General features: G+C 71.4%; 16 protein-coding genes and 2 tRNA genes. 14 read left to right on the top strand and 4 right to left on the bottom strand.

What is annotated here, in order from left to right:
- The first annotated feature begins 150 nt into the window (after positions 1 to 150).
- The 6 genes from gyrB (at position 151) to ABD358_RS01520 (ending at position 7,880) form a co-directional block, all read left to right on the top strand.
- Positions 151 to 2,247, top strand: a complete 2,097-nt coding sequence (gene gyrB, locus ABD358_RS01495) for a DNA topoisomerase (ATP-hydrolyzing) subunit B (protein ID WP_344628918.1) — start codon at positions 151 to 153, stop codon at positions 2,245 to 2,247.
- Between the two features lie 44 nt (positions 2,248 to 2,291).
- Positions 2,292 to 4,937: a DNA gyrase subunit A gene (gene gyrA, locus ABD358_RS01500; RefSeq protein WP_344628919.1), complete on the top strand. Its 2,646-nt coding sequence runs from the start codon at positions 2,292 to 2,294 to the stop codon at positions 4,935 to 4,937.
- A gap of 7 nt (positions 4,938 to 4,944) precedes the next feature.
- Positions 4,945 to 5,631, top strand: coding sequence for a DUF3566 domain-containing protein (locus ABD358_RS01505; protein ID WP_344628920.1), 687 nt, complete (start codon positions 4,945 to 4,947; stop codon positions 5,629 to 5,631).
- 84 nt (positions 5,632 to 5,715) lie between these two features.
- Positions 5,716 to 5,792: transfer RNA gene (locus tag ABD358_RS01510), tRNA-Ile, on the top strand.
- Between the two features lie 197 nt (positions 5,793 to 5,989).
- Positions 5,990 to 6,124 (top strand): DLW-39 family protein, encoded by a 135-nt coding sequence (locus ABD358_RS01515; RefSeq protein WP_344329156.1) that lies wholly within the window; start codon positions 5,990 to 5,992, stop codon positions 6,122 to 6,124.
- Between the two features lie 475 nt (positions 6,125 to 6,599).
- On the top strand, positions 6,600 to 7,880 hold the full coding sequence (locus tag ABD358_RS01520; RefSeq protein WP_344628921.1) for a hypothetical protein: 1,281 nt from the start codon (positions 6,600 to 6,602) through the stop codon (positions 7,878 to 7,880).
- 58 nt (positions 7,881 to 7,938) lie between these two features.
- On the opposite strand, the gene ABD358_RS01525 is transcribed toward ABD358_RS01520, so the two are convergent.
- Both ABD358_RS01525 and ABD358_RS01530 read right to left on the bottom strand, forming a co-directional pair.
- Positions 7,939 to 9,261: a serine/threonine-protein kinase gene (locus ABD358_RS01525; RefSeq protein WP_344628922.1), complete on the bottom strand. Its 1,323-nt coding sequence runs from the start codon at positions 9,259 to 9,261 to the stop codon at positions 7,939 to 7,941.
- A gap of 68 nt (positions 9,262 to 9,329) precedes the next feature.
- Positions 9,330 to 9,881, bottom strand: coding sequence for a DNA-binding protein (locus ABD358_RS01530; RefSeq protein WP_344628923.1), 552 nt, complete (start codon positions 9,879 to 9,881; stop codon positions 9,330 to 9,332).
- Between the two features lie 128 nt (positions 9,882 to 10,009).
- Between ABD358_RS01530 and ABD358_RS01535 the strand changes: the two genes are divergently transcribed.
- Positions 10,010 to 10,082: transfer RNA gene (locus ABD358_RS01535), tRNA-Ala, on the top strand.
- Between the two features lie 99 nt (positions 10,083 to 10,181).
- Here the strand turns inward: ABD358_RS01535 and ABD358_RS01540 are convergent.
- Complete coding sequence (locus ABD358_RS01540) at positions 10,182 to 10,862, bottom strand: DUF5324 family protein (protein ID WP_344628924.1); 681 nt, start codon at positions 10,860 to 10,862, stop codon at positions 10,182 to 10,184.
- Between the two features lie 218 nt (positions 10,863 to 11,080).
- Between ABD358_RS01540 and ABD358_RS01545 the strand changes: the two genes are divergently transcribed.
- Both ABD358_RS01545 and ABD358_RS01550 read left to right on the top strand, forming a co-directional pair.
- Positions 11,081 to 11,608, top strand: a complete 528-nt coding sequence (locus ABD358_RS01545) for a peptidylprolyl isomerase (protein WP_344628925.1) — start codon at positions 11,081 to 11,083, stop codon at positions 11,606 to 11,608.
- A 161-nt stretch (positions 11,609 to 11,769) separates the two neighbouring features.
- A complete protein-coding gene (locus ABD358_RS01550) occupies positions 11,770 to 12,663 on the top strand; it encodes a rhomboid family intramembrane serine protease (RefSeq protein ID WP_344628926.1) in 894 nt (297 codons plus the stop codon).
- 238 nt (positions 12,664 to 12,901) lie between these two features.
- On the opposite strand, the gene crgA is transcribed toward ABD358_RS01550, so the two are convergent.
- Positions 12,902 to 13,159, bottom strand: coding sequence for a cell division protein CrgA (crgA, locus tag ABD358_RS01555; protein ID WP_344628927.1), 258 nt, complete (start codon positions 13,157 to 13,159; stop codon positions 12,902 to 12,904).
- 153 nt (positions 13,160 to 13,312) lie between these two features.
- Between crgA and ABD358_RS01560 the strand changes: the two genes are divergently transcribed.
- The 5 genes from ABD358_RS01560 to ABD358_RS01580 all read left to right on the top strand — a co-directional run bounded on the left by ABD358_RS01560 (position 13,313) and on the right by ABD358_RS01580 (position 17,030).
- Entirely contained in the window at positions 13,313 to 14,059 is a 747-nt protein-coding gene (locus ABD358_RS01560; RefSeq protein ID WP_344628928.1) for a DUF881 domain-containing protein, read from the top strand.
- Positions 14,060 to 14,189: 130 nt separating this feature from the next.
- Positions 14,190 to 14,360, top strand: a complete 171-nt coding sequence (locus ABD358_RS01565) for a hypothetical protein (protein ID WP_344628929.1) — start codon at positions 14,190 to 14,192, stop codon at positions 14,358 to 14,360.
- Positions 14,361 to 14,364: 4 nt separating this feature from the next.
- Entirely contained in the window at positions 14,365 to 14,994 is a 630-nt protein-coding gene (locus ABD358_RS01570; protein ID WP_344628930.1) for an aminodeoxychorismate/anthranilate synthase component II, read from the top strand.
- The gene (locus ABD358_RS01575; RefSeq protein ID WP_344628931.1) at positions 14,991 to 16,235 is read left to right on the top strand and encodes a class E sortase; all 1,245 of its coding nucleotides are present in this window, start codon (positions 14,991 to 14,993) and stop codon (positions 16,233 to 16,235) included. Before ABD358_RS01570 ends, ABD358_RS01575 begins: the two co-directional genes overlap by 4 nt.
- A gap of 48 nt (positions 16,236 to 16,283) precedes the next feature.
- Positions 16,284 to 17,030 carry a class E sortase gene (locus ABD358_RS01580; protein WP_425576212.1) on the top strand — a complete coding sequence of 249 codons (747 nt, stop codon included), beginning with the start codon at positions 16,284 to 16,286 and terminating at the stop codon, positions 17,028 to 17,030.
- Positions 17,031 to 17,098: the final 68 nt, after the last annotated feature.

Here is a 17,098-nt window from a genome sequence, read left to right on the forward strand (position 1 = left end):
ATGCGGATCCAGGTACCCGCAAACCCCCATCGTTGTCAGTGGTGCCGGTAGACTGGAAGTAAATCCGCCTCGTTGCGGAACAAGTCGAACGACGCAGCCGCTCCTGCTGGCCCGGACGGGGTCCTTCCCGCCGTACGCAGGGGGAGGCTTGTGCTGTGCCAGAAAGGGCGCTTCGTGGCCGATTCCGGCAACTCCAACGAAACCTTCCCTGCTACCGGCGGGGAGTCCCCTGTCCCGTCCGCGACCACGTCCGTCTCCGGCGCCGGTGGCGGCGAGTCGTCGTACGACGCCAGTGCGATCACGGTCCTGGAGGGACTGGACGCGGTCCGCAAACGACCCGGCATGTACATCGGCTCCACCGGCGAACGCGGCCTCCACCACCTCGTGCAGGAGGTGGTCGACAACTCGGTCGACGAGGCGATGGCGGGGTACGCGGACACCATCGAGGTGACCCTGCTCGCCGACGGCGGCGTCCGGGTCGTCGACAACGGCCGCGGCATCCCGGTCGACATCGTGCCCTCCGAGGGCAAGCCGGCCGTCGAGGTCGTGCTGACGGTGCTCCACGCCGGCGGCAAGTTCGGGGGCGGCGGCTACGCGGTCTCCGGCGGTCTGCACGGTGTCGGCGTCTCGGTGGTCAACGCGCTGTCGACCCGGGTCGCGGTCGAGGTCAGGCGCGACGGCCACCGCTGGACGCAGGAGTACAAGATGGGCGTGCCGGTGGCCCCCCTGCACAAGGGCGAGCCCACCGACGAGACGGGGACGTCCGTCACCTTCTGGGCCGACGGCGACATCTTCGAGACGACCGACTACTCCTTCGAGACGCTCTCGCGCCGCTTCCAGGAGATGGCGTTCCTCAACCGCGGTCTGACGATCACGCTGACCGACGAGCGGGAGGCCGCCAAGAAGACGGCGGGCGCCGACACCACGGACGAGTCGGAGGACGACAAGCCGCGCTCCGTGCGCTACCACTACGAGGGCGGCATCGTCGACTTCGTCCGCCACCTCAACTCCCGCAAGGGCGAGCCGGTCCACCCGTCGGTGGTCCACTTCGAGGCGGAGGACAAGGAGCGCAGGATCTCGGCGGAGATCGCGATGCAGTGGAACACCCAGTACACCGAGGGTGTCTACAGCTTCGCGAACGTCATCCACACCCATGAGGGCGGCACCCACGAGGAGGGCTTCCGGGCGGCGCTGACCGGCCTGGTCAACCGCTACGCGCGGGAGAAGAAGCTGCTGCGGGAGAAGGACGACAACCTCACGGGCGAGGACATCCGCGAGGGTCTGACGGCGATCATCTCGGTGAAGCTGAGCGAGCCGCAGTTCGAGGGCCAGACCAAGACGAAGCTGGGCAACACCGAGGCCAAGACCTTCGTCCAGAAGATCGTCCACGAGCACCTGAGCGACTGGCTGGACCGCAACCCCAACGAGGCCGCCGACATCATCCGCAAGGGCATCCAGGCGGCCACCGCGCGCGTGGCGGCCCGCAAGGCCCGCGACCTGACCCGGCGCAAGGGCCTGCTGGAGACGGCGTCGCTGCCGGGCAAGCTGAGCGACTGCCAGTCCAACGATCCCTCCAAGTGCGAGATCTTCATCGTCGAGGGCGACTCCGCCGGCGGCAGCGCGAAGTCCGGCCGCAACCCGCAGTACCAGGCCATCCTGCCGATCCGCGGCAAGATCCTGAACGTGGAGAAGGCGCGGATCGACAAGGTCCTGCAGAACCAGGAGGTCCAGGCGCTGATCTCGGCCTTCGGCACCGGGATCCACGAGGACTTCGACATCGCCAAGCTCCGCTATCACAAGATCATCCTGATGGCGGACGCCGACGTCGACGGCCAGCACATCAACACCCTGCTGCTGACGCTGCTGTTCCGTTTCATGCGCCCGCTGGTCGAGGCCGGCCACGTCTACCTGTCCCAGCCTCCGCTGTACAAGATCAAGTGGTCGCGCGACGAGTTCGAGTACGCGTACTCCGACCGCGAGCGCGACAGCCTGATCCGGCTCGGCCGCGAACAGGGCAAGCGCATCAGGGACGACTCGGTGCAGCGCTTCAAGGGTCTGGGCGAGATGAACGCCGAGGAACTGCGCGTCACCACCATGGACCCGGCCCACCGGGTGCTGCGGCAGGTGACGCTGGACGACGCGGCCGCCGCCGACGACCTGTTCTCGATCCTGATGGGCGAGGACGTGGAGGCGCGGCGCTCGTTCATCCAGCGCAACGCCAAGGACGTCCGCTTCCTCGACATCTGACCTGAGTCGGCCGTACGCCGCAGAACGAAAGGGATCGACCACCCATGGCCGACGAGACTTCCCCGGCATCCTTCGACGGGGACGCCCCCGTCCCCGTCTCCACCCCCACCCCCGCCGACACCCCGGTCGACGAGGGCGCCGGGCTCCGCGTGGAGCCCGTCAGCCTCGAGACCGAGATGCAGCGCTCGTACCTCGACTACGCGATGAGCGTGATCGTCTCGCGTGCGCTGCCGGACGTGCGCGACGGTCTCAAGCCGGTGCACCGGCGCGTGCTGTACGCGATGTACGACGGCGGCTACCGGCCCGAGAAGGGCTTCTACAAGTGCGCCCGCGTCGTCGGCGACGTGATGGGCAGCTACCACCCGCACGGCGACACCTCCATCTACGACGCCCTGGTCCGGCTCGCCCAGCCCTGGGCGATGCGGATGCCGCTGGTGGACTCCAACGGCAACTTCGGCTCCCCGGGCAACGACCCGGCCGCGGCCATGCGGTACACCGAGTGCAAGATGGCGCCGCTGGCCATGGAGATGCTCCGGGACATCGACGAGGAGACCGTCGACTTCCAGGACAACTACGACGGCCGCAACCAGGAGCCGATGGTCCTGCCGTCGCGCATCCCCAACCTGCTGATCAACGGGTCGGCGGGCATCGCGGTCGGCATGGCCACCAACATCCCGCCGCACAACCTGCGCGAGGTCGCCGCCGGCGCCCGCTGGTACCTGGAGCACCCGGACGCCACCAGCGAGGAGCTGCTGGAGGCGCTGCTGGAGCGCATCAAGGGCCCCGACTTCCCCTCGGGCGCGCTGGTGGTGGGCCGCAAGGGCATCGAGGAGGCGTACCGCACCGGCCGCGGCTCGATCACGATGCGCGCGGTGGTCGAGGTGGAGGAGATCCACGGCCGGCAGTGCCTGGTCGTCACCGAGCTGCCGTACCAGGTCAACCCGGACAACCTGGCGCTGAAGATCGCCGAGCTGGTCAAGGACGGGAAGATCGCCGGCATCGCGGACGTCCGCGACGAGACGTCCTCCCGCACCGGCCAGCGGCTGGTGATCGTCCTCAAGCGGGACGCGGTCGCCAAGGTCGTGCTGAACAACCTCTACAAGCACACCGACCTGCAGACCAACTTCGGCGCCAACATGCTGGCCCTGGTCGACGGGGTGCCGCGCACGCTGTCGCTGGACGCCTTCATCCGCAACTGGGTCAACCACCAGATCGACGTCATCGTCCGCCGCACCCGCTACCGGCTGCGCAAGGCCGAGGAGCGCGCCCACATCCTGCGCGGCCTGCTCAAGGCGCTGGACGCGATCGACGAGGTCATCGCCCTGATCCGCCGCAGCCACACCGTGGAGGTGGCACGCGGGGGCCTGATGGACCTGCTGGCCATCGACGAGGTCCAGGCGAACGCGATCCTGGAGATGCAGCTGCGGCGCCTGGCGGCCCTGGAGCGGCAGAAGATCACCGCCGAGCACGACGAACTCCAGGCGAGGATCGACGAGTACAACGCGATCCTGGCCTCGCCCGAGCGGCAGCGGCAGATCATCGGCGAGGAACTGGCCGCGATCGTCGAGAAGTTCGGTGACGACCGGCGCAGCAAGCTGGTGCCCTTCGAGGGCGACATGTCCATCGAGGACCTGATCGCCGAGGAGGACATCGTCGTCACCATCACCCGCGGCGGCTACGTCAAGCGGACGAAGACCGACGACTACCGCTCGCAGAAGCGGGGCGGCAAGGGCGTGCGGGGCACGAAGCTGAAGGAAGACGACATCGTCGACCACTTCTTCGTCACCACCACGCACCACTGGCTGCTGTTCTTCACCAACAAGGGCCGGGTGTACCGGGCCAAGGCCTACGAACTGCCGGACGCCGGGCGGGACGCGCGCGGTCAGCACGTCGCCAACCTGCTGGCGTTCCAGCCGGACGAGACGATCGCCCAGGTTCTGGCCATCCGGGACTACGAGGCCGCGCCGTACCTGGTGCTGGCCACCAAGTCGGGCCTGGTGAAGAAGACCCCGCTGAAGGACTACGACTCGCCGCGCTCCGGTGGTGTCATCGCCATCAACCTGCGGGAGTTGGAGGACGGCGCCGAGGACGAGCTGATCGGCGCGGAGCTGGTCTCGCCGGACGACGACCTCCTGCTGATCAGCAGGAAGGCGCAGTCGATCCGGTTCACGGCCACCGACGAGGCGCTGCGCCCGATGGGCCGCGCCACCTCGGGTGTGAAGGGCATGAGTTTCCGCGAAGGGGACGAGCTGCTCTCGATGAATGTCGTGCGGCCCGGTACGTTCGTGTTCACCGCCACCGACGGCGGGTACGCGAAGCGCACGGCCGTGGACGAGTACCGCGTTCAGGGCCGCGGCGGTCTGGGCATCAAGGCCGCCAAGATCGTCGAGGACCGCGGCTCGCTGGTGGGAGCGCTGGTGGTCGAGGAGACGGACGAGATCCTCGCCATCACCCTCGGTGGCGGCGTGATCCGCACGCGGGTCGATGAGGTCAGGGAGACGGGCCGTGACACGATGGGCGTCCAACTGATCAACCTCGGCAAGCGCGACGCCGTGGTCGGCATCGCGCGCAACGCGGAGGCCGGCCGCGAGGCCGAGGAGGTCGATGCCGGGGAGGGCACCGCGGAGGCCGCGGAAGCGTCTTCCCCGGAGACGGCAGCCGAGACGGCTCCGGACGCAAACGAGGAGTAGGCAGATCGTGAGTGGAACCACGGGCGCCGCCAGGGGCGGCAACGGTGATGGCGGCGCCCGTGGGAAGGCCGCTGACGACGCTCGCAACCAGGGCGAATCCCACCGTGGGGGAACAACCGTGACCAGTGCCCAGCCGCAACCGCAGCCCCAGGCCCAGCCTCCCGCGGGCGCACGGCAGCCGCATCATCCGCCGCAGGCGTACCCGGCCCCGCCGGGCAGTACGCCGCCGCCCCGTCCGGCGCAGCCGGACCAGCAGGGCCCGGAGGGCGATTCCCGGCAGGACGTGGTGCGCAAGCCGCGCACGGGGGCCCGCACGGTCCCCAGGACCCGCAAGGCGCGGCTGCGGGTGGCCAAGGTCGACCCGTGGTCGGTGATGAAGGTCGGCTTCCTGCTGTCGGTCGCGCTGGGAGTCTGCACGATCATCGCGGTGGCCGTGCTGTGGATGGTGATGGACGCCATGGGCGTGTTCGCCGCCATCGGCGGGACGGTCAGCGAGGCCACGTCCACCGACGGGGGCGGAGGCTTCGACCTGGAGGGCTTCCTGTCCCTGCCCCGGGTGCTGACCTTCACCTCGGTCATAGCGGTGATCGACGTGGTGCTGGCGACGGCCCTGGCCACGCTGGGCGCGTTCATCTACAACCTCTCCGCGGGGTTCGTGGGCGGTGTCGAGGTGACGCTCGCGGAGGACGAGTGAGGGCTTCGGGTACGCGCTCCCGGCGCCGGAGACGGGGCCGATTTTGGGACGCGGCTGAAGTGCGCTAATCTTTCGGTGCAGCGCGGGGCTATAGCTCAGACGGTTAGAGCGCTTCCCTGATAAGGAAGAGGCCACAGGTTCAAGTCCTGTTAGCCCCACCACCGCGAAGCGCGGACCGGACGCCCGGAACCTCTCTGGAGGTTCCGGGCGTCCGGCCTTGTCCGGGGTGCGGTGCCGCTGCCCGGCAAGGCCGGCCCCGGCCGGATGCCCCGTCCGGGTCGATCACCCGGTGCCGGAGGGGGCACGGGTATCATCGGCGCCAGTAGGTCCCAACGTCTATGAAGGACGAGGTAGCGCGGTGAAGAAGCTTCTCCTGATCGCACTGGCCGCCGTTGGCGGGCTCCTCGTGTACCGCCAGATCCAGGCGGACCGCGCCGAGCAGGATCTGTGGACGGAGGCGACCGACTCCGTGTCCGCAGGCTCCGGCGCCTGAGAGCGGCATCCAGGTACTTCAGCGAGGCCCCGGCCGGTCGGCCGGGGCCTCGCTGTTGTCCCGGCGTTGTTTCCGGCGTTGTCCCGGCGGGCGGGACCGCTTTGCGGGACCGTGACGCCAACTCCCTTGAACTGTGCGACGGCAAATGAATACGGTGCTTACGCAAAGTCACCGGCCGTGGCCTGCCGGGGGAGCCGTGAGGACGGCTCGCCGGCCGTCGGGGCCGGACGAGGCCGGGGGCCGTCGCGGGTGGGAACGGGCCCGCGGCGCCGGGACCGTACGGTCCGAAGGCGCGTCCCGCCCGGAGGCGGCGCCCGGCCGGTACCGTGCCGCCGGGGCGGCGGGGCGGCGGGACGGCGGGAGCGGTGCGGGACGGTCCGGCCGGTGCCGTGCGGCCGTCCGGACCCGTGAACGGGTGCCGGGACACCGGCACGGCGGAGACGACGAGGGGTGGCGCGTGGTGAAGGGGCGCAGGATGAGGAGCGGACTGGCCGTCACGGCGGCGCTGTGCGCGGTCGCGGCGCTGCCGGGAACGGCGACCGCCGCGGAGGGGACGGCCGGCCCGGCGGACCTGCCCGCCTACCGGACGGCCGAGGACGCCCGCCCCGTCGAGGGCCGCGAGAGCAGCGCCGAGGGGCCGTCCATCGAGCCGGGCGTCTACACCGACGACATCGCTCCGGGCCGGCGGAAGTACTACGGCGTCCGGCTCGACGCGAAGTCCAACGCCTGGATCTCCGCCGTGGCGCTTCCCGAGCCGGGCAGCGCGGTCGCCTACGGCGACGGCATCAAGGTCGGTCTGAAGGCCCCGGACGGCACCACCTGCGGCGAGTCCGACGTCGTCTTCGGGGACGAGAACGCCGCCCGGCCGCTCGCCGACTACGCCTGGCGCCTGATCAAACCGGACGGCTACTGCCAGGAGGAGAAGGTCTACCACTTCTACGTGGAGCGGGAGAGCGACGCCGGGTCCGACCGGTCCGCGTGGCCGGTCGAGATCCGCTTCATGCTGGAGCCGGGCCTGAAGAGCGTCACCTCCACCACCCCGCCCGAGCCGCAGGCGACGCTCACCCCGCCCGACCCGCCGGCCGGCGAGGCCAGGCCCATCGAGGGCGGCACGGGCTTCAACGACGCCGCCGGCATGGGCGAGGGCAACTGGAAGGACCGGCTGAGGCCGGGGGAGACCCGCTTCTACCAGGTGCCGGTCGACTGGGGCCAGCAGTTCTTCGTCGACCTGGAGTTCGGCACCACCAAGGCCAGGGACGACAAGTTCGTCAGCGGCGCCTTCCGGGTGGACGTCTACAACCCGGCCCGCGGACACGTCGACAGCGAGAGCGGGTCCTACCGGGCGAGCGAGTCGGCCGAGATCTCCCTGGCGAGCCAGCGCGTCGCCTTCCTCAACCGCTACGCCCCCGGCGCCGAGCTCTCCGGCATGCGCTTCGCCGGCTGGTACTACATCGCCGTCCACGCGCACGAGGACCTGGCGGAGTCCGTCACCGGCTCGGTTCCGGTGGTGCTGCGCACCTCCGTCGAGGGCGTCCCCAAGGGCGCGCCCGACTACGACGGGAACGCCGCCGAGGCGGGCTTCGGCGTCACCGACGGGGACCGCGAGGCCGCCGCCAGGGGACTGAGCGAGGCGGAGGCCCGGGCAGGCGCCACCCTGCGGACCGTGGGCTGGGCCGGCGTGGGCACCGGGACCGCGCTGCTCCTCGGACTGGGGCTGTGGACGGTCCTCGCCCGGCGCGGCGCCGCCCGGAGGTGACGGGGCGGCACGGAGCCGGACAAGGACAGTCGGGTGAGCGGAGCCGGGTGAGGGCGCGTCAGGGGGCCTGTGTCAGCGCCCAGATGCCGACGGCGATGCAGAGCAGGGCGAACACCAGGAGCGGGACCGCCACCTTCGGGGGCGGTCCCGGCTTCCGTACGGCGGGGGAGTGGTGCGGCGCGTGCGCCGGTGACGCGGCAGGCGAGGTGGCCGGGGGAGCGGCGGGGCGCGCGGGCGGGGGCTGGGGGACGTGGACGTCCTCGGGGAGCCGTACCGCCGGCTGCGGGTGCGGCCAGGCGGGGAGGACGGGGGAGGTCTGCGTGGACGCATGCGCCGTCGGTGTCCACGACGGCGCCGGCGCGTGCTCCGCCGGCGCGTCCGGGCTCCCCGGAGCGTGCGGTGCCCGGACGGGCGGCGGGAGGCGGAAGCTGCCGGTGTCCGACGGGGAGGGGGGCGGGGCCGCCGCGGCCCCGGGACGCCCGGGGCCGAAGCCCTTCGCCTCCTCCGGGCCGTCCGGACCGAAGCCCGGCGGCAGCGGACCGATCTGGTCGAAGACCTCCACGGACTCCTGCTCCGGTACGGCGTCCTCCGGAAGCAGCTCCACGGCGGACGCCAGTGCCTTGCGCACACCCGTCGCGGTACGGAACCGGGCCTCCGGATCGGGGTGGAGCAGGAGGCCGAGCACCTGCCACAGCGGCTCCGGGACGCCCTGGGGTGCCGGGGGCACCCCGTTCGCGTAGGCCTCCACCAGTGCCCGCGAGTCCGGCTTCCGGCCGGTCAGCAGGTACAGCGCGACCAGCCCGACCGCGTACAGGTCGGCGGGGAAGTCCGGCTCGGCGCCGAGCAGTTGCTCGGGAGCGAAGTAACCCGGCGTGCCGACGACGTAGTCGGTCTCCGTCAGCCGGGGCTCGCCCTTGCGCATCGCGATGCCGAAGTCGGACAGCCGCAGGTGGGGACGGCCGGTGCCGGTGGCGTCCAGCAGGACGTTGGCGGGCTTGATGTCGCGGTGCACCACGTCCTCGGCGTGCACCGCGGACAGGCCGGAGAGCAACTGGTCGAGCAGGGTGCACACATAGGCGGGGGGCAGCGGCCCGTAGTCGCCGATGAGGTGGGCGAGCGAGCCGCCGCGGACCAGGTCCATGGTGAACAGGACCTTGTCGTCGTCGGCGGCCCAGCTCGTCGGGGCCAGGACGTGGGGGTGGTCGATGCGCAGCGCCTGCTCGCGGACGAACCGCAGCAGGGTGTGCGCGTCCCTCTGCTGGAGGACCTTGGCGGCCACGTAGCGTCGGCGGCGGTGGTCCCAGGTGCGCCAGACCGCGCCGGCGCCGCCGCGTCCGATCGGATCGACCAGCTCGTACCGGCCGGCGAAGATCTCACCCATCGTGTCGTGCCCGTCCCCGTCGCAGTGTCCCCGTGCCCGTCGCGTTCCGGCCCCCGGCCCGGGCCCGTTCAGGCCTGGTGGGCCTCGTAGTGCCGGACCGCGTCCGCGGTCTTCCCGGCGCCGTAGACCCGCAGGAACTCTGCCAGCTCCGGATGGGTGGAGGCGAGGGTGTTGGACGCGTCGATGATGTCGGCCGCGTCGGCGACCGAGCGCAGCAGCGCCTGGATCTCGCGGACCACGCGCTTGACGGTCGTCGCCTGGCCGCCGGAGGGGGCGGTCTGGCCGGTGGTGCTCAGCACGTTGCCCCCGGCGGTGCGGCGGATCTCCTCCATGCGCTGGGTGGCCTCGGCGGCGGTGACTATGCCCTTGCTGACCTCGGCGGCCAGCTCCTGGAGGGCCTGCACCCGCTGGACGACGGCGGGGTTTCCGATCTTCGCGCGCTGACCGCTCATCAACTGGGAGAGCATGGGGGCGGACAGTCCGAGGACCGACGCCAGGCGGGCCTGGTTGAGGCCCAGGTCGCCGATGAGGCGGCGGAAGAGGACGCCCAGGGGCTCGCCGTACCACTGGCTCTGCAGTTCCCTCGCCCTCGCGGTGGCCTCCTGCTGTGCTGCGTCCATCGCATCTCCCCTGCTTCCCCGGGTGTCCGCTTCGCTGGAGCGAACTCGCGAGCATCCTACGGAGCGGGAGGACGCGGAGCGATACCCGGTCGGAACGAACGCCGGTCATTGGGTACTCTGGTCATGGCGGGGCTTTAGCTCAGTTGGTAGAGCGCTGTCTTTGCATGGCAGATGTCAGGGGTTCGACTCCCCTAAGCTCCACACCACGACAGGCCCGGTGCCGCGGACCGTGAGGTCCGCGGCACCGGGCCTGTGCCGTGCGTGCGAGGGATGTGCGCGAACGCGCGGGGGCGGGTGCCGTCAGCGCTGCTCGTCGGACGAGGCCGCCTCGGACCCCCGGTCCCCGGAGGCGTCCTCCGGGGCGTCGTTCCCCGAGCCGTCCCGGGACGACGCGCCGCCTGCGGCGGAGCCGTCGCCGTCGGCGAGGGTGGCGCCGCCCTCGCCCCCGATCTCGGTGGCGGCCGGAGGCTCGACCAGCCAGTCGGGACCGGCCTGCTTGTCCCACCACTTCCAGGCGGCGGCCGCGCCGCCGGCGACGAGACCGGCCACCGTCAGGCGCTTGAGCAGCATGCCCGTACGGGCGCGCCGGGCTCGGCGCTGGGCGAGCCTGCGGATGTCGTCCGCGGTCAGTTCGCCGCGCAGCGCCGCGACGGCCGCGGCCGAGCGGGCCATCGCCGCCTCCCGGGCCGGGCCGGCCATGGCGCGGGCGGCCTCGACGCGGGGCGCGGCGAACTCGCTCGCCATCCGGGCCGCCTCGCGGGTGCGCTGGGCCGCCCGGACGGCGGCCATGTCGATCGCCGGGGGAAGGGTCTCGCGTACGTGCACCAGCCGAGGGGCGACGTGAGAGGCGTACTGGCCGCGCACGGCGGACCTGGCCTGTCCGGCGGCGAGGCTCACCTTCGGCGCCACCACCTCCGCGGCGTGCCGCACGGTCTCCCTCGCGTTGTCGGTCGCGCTGCGCACGCTGTCCATGCGGGTCACGGGCTCTCCTCCTCATCGGTGGCGTGATTCTCTCCGCCTTCCACCAGTGGTGAAGATCATGCCTGTACAACGGTGGCGAGGCATGCCCCAAAGGGCATCCGGGCTATACCGGGCGCTCCGCCCGCGGTCCGGTCCGCGCCGTGGTTCGGCCGTGGATGCGGGGTACCCGGGCTGTGCGAGGATCGGGGGGTTACGAACCGGCAGATGGAAGGTAGATCGTGGCCGAGCAGCTCTACGCCACCCTGAAGACCAACCACGGCGACATCACCGTCCGGCTCTTCCCGGACCACGCGCCGAAGACGGTGGCCAACTTCGTCGAACTCGCCGAAGGCCGGCGCGAGTGGATCAACCCGGCGACCGGGCAGAAGACCACCGACAGGCTGTACGACGGCACGGTCTTCCACCGGGTCATCAAGGACTTCATGATCCAGGGCGGTGACCCGCTGGGCAACGGCACCGGCGGCCCCGGGTACGAGTTCGCCGACGAGTTCCACCCCGAGCTGGCCTTCACCCGGCCGTACCTGCTGGCGATGGCCAACGCCGGTCCGGGCACCAACGGGTCGCAGTTCTTCATCACCGTCGCCCCGACCGCCTGGCTGACCGGCAAGCACACCATCTTCGGAGAGGTCGCCGACGCGTCGAGCCAGAAGGTCGTGGACTCCATCGCGACCACGCGGACCAACCCGCGCACCGACCGCCCGCTGCAGGACGTGGTGATCGAGTCGGTCGTCGTCGAGCGCCGCTGACCGGGCGGCCGGCGAACGCCGGGTCCGCCGTTCCGCGGAGCGGGGAACCAGCCGCCTCGCCTGGCCGTAGGACAGGTGGGGCGGTGTTCGTCGTCCGTGCGCCGTGTCCGTACGCCGTTGTGCGTATGTGAGTCCGTACGCGAGGGGCGAGGGGTGTGGCCATGGAGGACCAGCAGGGGCAGTCGCGGCCGGAGCCGGCGCGCTGCTACCGGCATCCGGACCGGGAGACGGGCATCTCGTGTGCCCGCTGCGAGCGTCCGATCTGCCCGGAGTGCATGATCGCCGCCTCCGTCGGCTTCCAGTGCCCCGAGTGCGTCCGCAGCGGGGCGGGAACGGGCCACGCCCCGGCGGCGTCCCGGCCGCGGACCCTGGCGGGCGGCACCGTGGCCGCCGATCCGCGGCTGGTCACCAAGGTGCTGCTGGCGGTCAATCTGGTGGTGTTCGCCGCGGCGCTCGCCCTGGGGGACCCGCTGGTCCACCGGCTGACGATGATCGGCCACGCCTTCGATCCCCACCCCGAGGTGTTCGAGGTGGTCGGGGTGGCGGACGGCGAGTGGTACCGGATGCTGACCTCGGCCTTCCTCCACCAGGAGGTCTGGCACCTCGGCCTCAACATGCTGGCGCTGTGGTGGCTCGGCCCGCAGCTGGAGGCGGCGCTGGGGCGTCTGCGCTACCTGGCGCTGTACCTGCTGTCCGCGCTGGGCGGCAGCACGCTGGTGTACCTGGCCGAGAGTCCGGACCGGATGTCGCTGGGCGCCTCGGGGGCGGTCTTCGGCCTGTTCGGGGCGACCGCCGTGCTGATGCGGCGGATGAACTACGACATGCGTCCCATCCTGGCGCTGCTGGCGATCAACCTGATCTTCACCTTCGCCATGCGCGGGAGCGTCTCCTGGCAGGCCCATGTGGGCGGCCTGGTCGTGGGTGTGGTCGTCGCCTACGCGATGGTCCACGCCCCGCGTTCCCGGCGGTCCCTGGTGCAGTACGGCACCTGTGCGGTGGTGCTGCTGGGCGTCGTCGCCGTGTGCGTGGCCCGTACGGCGGCGCTTCTCGGCTGAGGACGGGCCAGCTCTGGCCATGGGTTATCCACAGCAGGTGACCGGCCTTGTGCATGGTGTGCGCGGGCCGGGCCGGCTGCCGTGGTCAGGCGCGTTCCCCCAGGAGGACAAGGGGGAACCGGTTTCTCCACCGGTGGTCGCCAGTCATAACGAGGCTCGGACGGGAAAAGTTATCCACAGATCCCCGTGAGTTTTCCCAGGGCTGTGGAAGACCTGTGGATAACGCGGGTTCCTGTGGCTACTTCCACTGTGTGGAGACGACGAACCCCGCCGCGATGAAGCCGAAGCCCACCACGATGTTCCAGTCCCCGAGCGACTTGACCGGCAGGTCGCCCGTCGTCACGTAGAAGACGACGATCCATACGAGGCCGATCAGGAACAGGGCCAGCATCACCGGAGCGACCCAGCTCCGCCCCGAGGCGAGGTTGATGTTCGCGGCCTGCTTCGCCGGCGGCGGCGTGAAATCGTCCTTCTTGCGGATCCGTGACTTCGGCACGAGGGACTCTCCTGTCGATGCGCTGCGTGACTGCGCGGGCCTGCTCCGAAGTGCCCTCCCCCCGGTCGGTCCGGTCCGGGGGCCGGAGGAAGGCCGGAGAGGGGACGTTGCTTAATTCCGTTAGCGTAGTACCTCCACGCGCTGGAAGGAGACATGGGTAAGGTGACGAGTTTCCGCTTCCGGCCCGTCAGGCTCGCCACCGCCGGTGTCTTCGCCCTGGCCGGTTTCCTCTTCTGGGTGAGCTTCAACACCGCCCAGGGCACCGATCTGCGCACCGACGACTCGATGCTGCGCCTGTCCGACCTCATCCAGGAGCGCAGCCGCGGCAACCAGGAACTGGACGCCTCCGTCTCCGGGCTCCGCCGGGAGGTCGACGCCCTCGCCCGCCGGGACAGCGGCGGCACCGAGGCGGAGAAGCGCGGCTTCGAGGAACTGGAGAGGGCGGCGGGCACCCGGCGGCTGACCGGCCCCGGCCTCACCGTCACCCTCGACGACGCCCCGCCCGACGCCGCTCCCCGGATGCCGGGCATCCCCGAGCCGCAGCCCAACGACCTCGTCGTCCACCAGCAGGACCTCCAGGCGGTGGTGAACGCCCTGTGGGAGGGCGGCGCCCGCGGCATAAAGGTCATGGACCAGCGGCTGATCTCCACCAGCGCCGTGCGCTGCGTCGGCAACACCCTGATCCTCCAGGGCCGGCTGTACTCCCCGCCCTACACCATCACCGCCGTCGGCGACACCGGGGAGCTGCGCGCCGCCCTGGACCGGGCCCCGGCCGTGCGGAACTACCGCGAGTACGTCGACGCCTACGGCCTGGGCTGGTCCGTGGACGAGCACGACGAGGTGACGCTCCCCGGGTACGCGGGGGCGGTGAACCTGCGTCAGGCGAGGCCGGTCGGGTGAGGCCGCCGTCTTCCGGCCCCGGGACGCCGGGGCCCGTGTAGCGTCGGACGCAATGCGCCGCACGGGGCCCCGGCGAGCCCGCGGGCCCGTACTCTGGGTGCCCGAGGGAAAGAAGGGACGGCAACACGGCATGTACGGCTGGATATGGCGGCATCTGCCGGGCAACACGCTGGTACGCGCGCTGATCTCGCTCGTGCTGGTCCTGGCGGCCGTCTACGTGCTCTTCCAGTACGTCTTCCCCTGGGCGGAACCACTGCTGCCGTTCAGCGACGGCACGCTCGACGAGAGACAGGGGAACTGAGCCCATGAGCGCGCGCGTCCTGGTCGTCGACAACTACGACAGCTTCGTCTTCAACATCGTCCAGTACCTCTACCAACTCGGCGCCGAGTGCGAGGTGCTCCGCAACGACGAGGTCCGCCCCGGGCACGCCCAGGAGGGGTTCGACGGGGTGCTGCTCTCCCCCGGCCCCGGCACGCCCGAGGAGGCCGGGGTCTGCGTCGAGATGGTCCGGCACTGCGCCGCGACGGGCGTGCCCGTCTTCGGGGTCTGCCTCGGGATGCAGTCCATGGCCGTGGCGTACGGCGGTGTGGTGGACCGGGCGCCGGAACTGCTCCACGGCAAGACGTCGCTCGTCAGCCACGAGGGCGCGGGCGTCTTCGCCGGGCTGCCCGCCCCCTTCACCGCGACCCGCTACCACTCGCTGGCGGTCGAGCCCGGCACCGTGCCCGCGGAGCTGGAGGTCACCGCCTGGACGGAGACGGGCGTCGTCATGGGCCTGCGCCACCGCGAACTGCCGGTGGAGGGCGTGCAGTTCCACCCCGAGTCGGTGCTCACCGAGTGGGGTCACCGGATGCTCGCCAACTGGCTCGCGCGGTGCGGGGACGCGGGGGCCGTCGAACGGTCCCGGGGGCTGGCCCCCGTGGTCGGGACGTGACGGCCCTGCGTCCGGAGGGCACCTACGGAAGCGATCCGCACAGCGGCCGCCCGTACGACCCCTACGCAGACCCGGGCGCGTTCGAGGCGGCGGTGGGGCGGCTGGCCGACCCGCTGAACGACCCGCTGCCGGGCCTGGACCCGGCGCCGCGGGAGCCCCACCCCGGGGGGCGTCCGGGAACGTACGCCCCCCACCAGGACCCCCTCCACCAGGAACCGCAGCGGTACGGCCCGTACCCCCCGGCGGAGACCCCCTCCCCGGTGGACGCCGCCATGCCGGGAGCGCCCCTGCCCGAGGCGGCTCCCGCGCCGGAACCTGCCGCGGCGCCGGACCCGGCGCACGAACCCGTCCCCGCCGCGGACCCGGCCCCCGGCCCCGCCCTCGACGACGAGACGATGATGCTGCGCCGGGCCGAGGAGCCGCTCCCGGCGCGCACGGGAGCGGACCGGCTCCCGGACGGCGGACGGGCCGCGCGGCGGCGGGCCCGGCGGGCGCGCCCGGAGCCGGCCGGTTCCCCCGGGGGCGGACGGGCCGCACGGCGGCGGGCCCGGCGGGCCCGCCGGGAGAGCCCGATGGTGGTCGCCAGCCGGGTCGTCGGCGAACTGTTCATCACCCTCGGCGTGGTGATGCTGCTGTTCGTCTCCTACCAGCTGTGGTGGACGAACGTGATCGCCAACCGCCAGGCGGGCGACGAGGCGAAGAAGCTGGAACAGCAGTGGGGGGAGAAGGAGGGCGACCGCGACCCCGGCGCCTTCTCCCCCGGCCAGGGCTTCGCGATCATGCACATCCCCAAGCTGGACGTGAAGGTGCCCATCGCCGAGGGCGTCGACGAGAACGGCGTCCTCGACCGCGGCATGGTCGGCCACTACGCCGAGGAGCCCCTGAAGACCGCGATGCCCTGGGACAGGACGGGCAACTTCGCGGTGGCCGGACACCGCAACACCCACGGCGAGCCGTTCCGCTACATCAACAAGCTGGACCCGGGCGACCCGATCGTGGTGGAGACCCAGGACACCTACTACGTCTACGAGATGACCAGCCGCCTCGACTCCACCCTGCCGTCGAACGTCGGCGTCATCGATCCCGTGCCCAAGGACTCCGGTTTCACCGAGCCCGGTCGGTACATCACCCTGACCACCTGCACCCCCGAGTTCACCTCGAAGTACCGGATGATCGTCTGGGGGAAAATGGCCGAGGAACGTCCCAGGAGCGAGGGGAAGCCGGACGCGCTCGTCCGATAGCCTGCGCGCGGGGGAGGCAACAGTGAGAACAGGCGGGCGGTGCGTCGCGTGGCAGTGATCGACCAGGAGAGCGAGCCGGAGACGAGCCCGGAACCGCCTTCCGCGCCCCGTCGCCGCAGACGCATCGGGCTCGCCGCCGTCATCGGTGTGCTGGGCGAACTGCTGATCACCGCCGGCGTGATACTGGGCCTCTTCGTCGTCTACTCGCTGTGGTGGACGAACGTGATCGCCAACCGCGAGGCCCAGCGCGACGGTGCGGAGGTCCGCCAGAAGTGGGCCCAGGACGGTCCGGGCGGCGCCGAGAGGGATTTCGACCCCGGCGAGGGCGTCGGCTTCCTCCACGTCCCCTCGATGGGCGGCGAGGTGCTGATCAAGAAGGGCACGTCCACCAAGGAGCTCGACAAGGGCGTCGCCGGCTACTACACCGATCCCGTGGAGGCCACGCCGCCCTGGGAGGGCGACGGCAACTTCTCCCTGGCCGCGCATCGCGACGGGCACGGCGCCAAGTTCCACGACATCCACAGGATCGAAGAGGGCGACCCGATCGTCGTCGAGACCGAGGACACCTGGTACGTCTACAAGGTCTACGAGATCCTGCCGAAGACCTCGAAGTACAACGTCGAGGTGCTCGACGACGTGCCGGAGGTCTCGGGCAGGGACGAGAAGGGGAAGTACATCACCCTGACCACCTGCACCCCCGTGCTCACCTCCGACTACCGCTACATCGTGTGGGGCGAGCTGGTGCGCACCGAGAAGGTGGACGAGCGGCGCACCCTGCCGAAGGAGATCCGCTAGCGGACACAGGTCCGAAGAGCCCGGGGGCCCGGCCGGCGAAAGCCGGCCGGGCCCCCGGGCTCCGGCGT

The organism is Streptomyces glaucosporus, from assembly GCF_039533345.1.
Classification (GTDB): Bacteria; Actinomycetota; Actinomycetes; order Streptomycetales; family Streptomycetaceae; genus Streptomyces; species Streptomyces glaucosporus.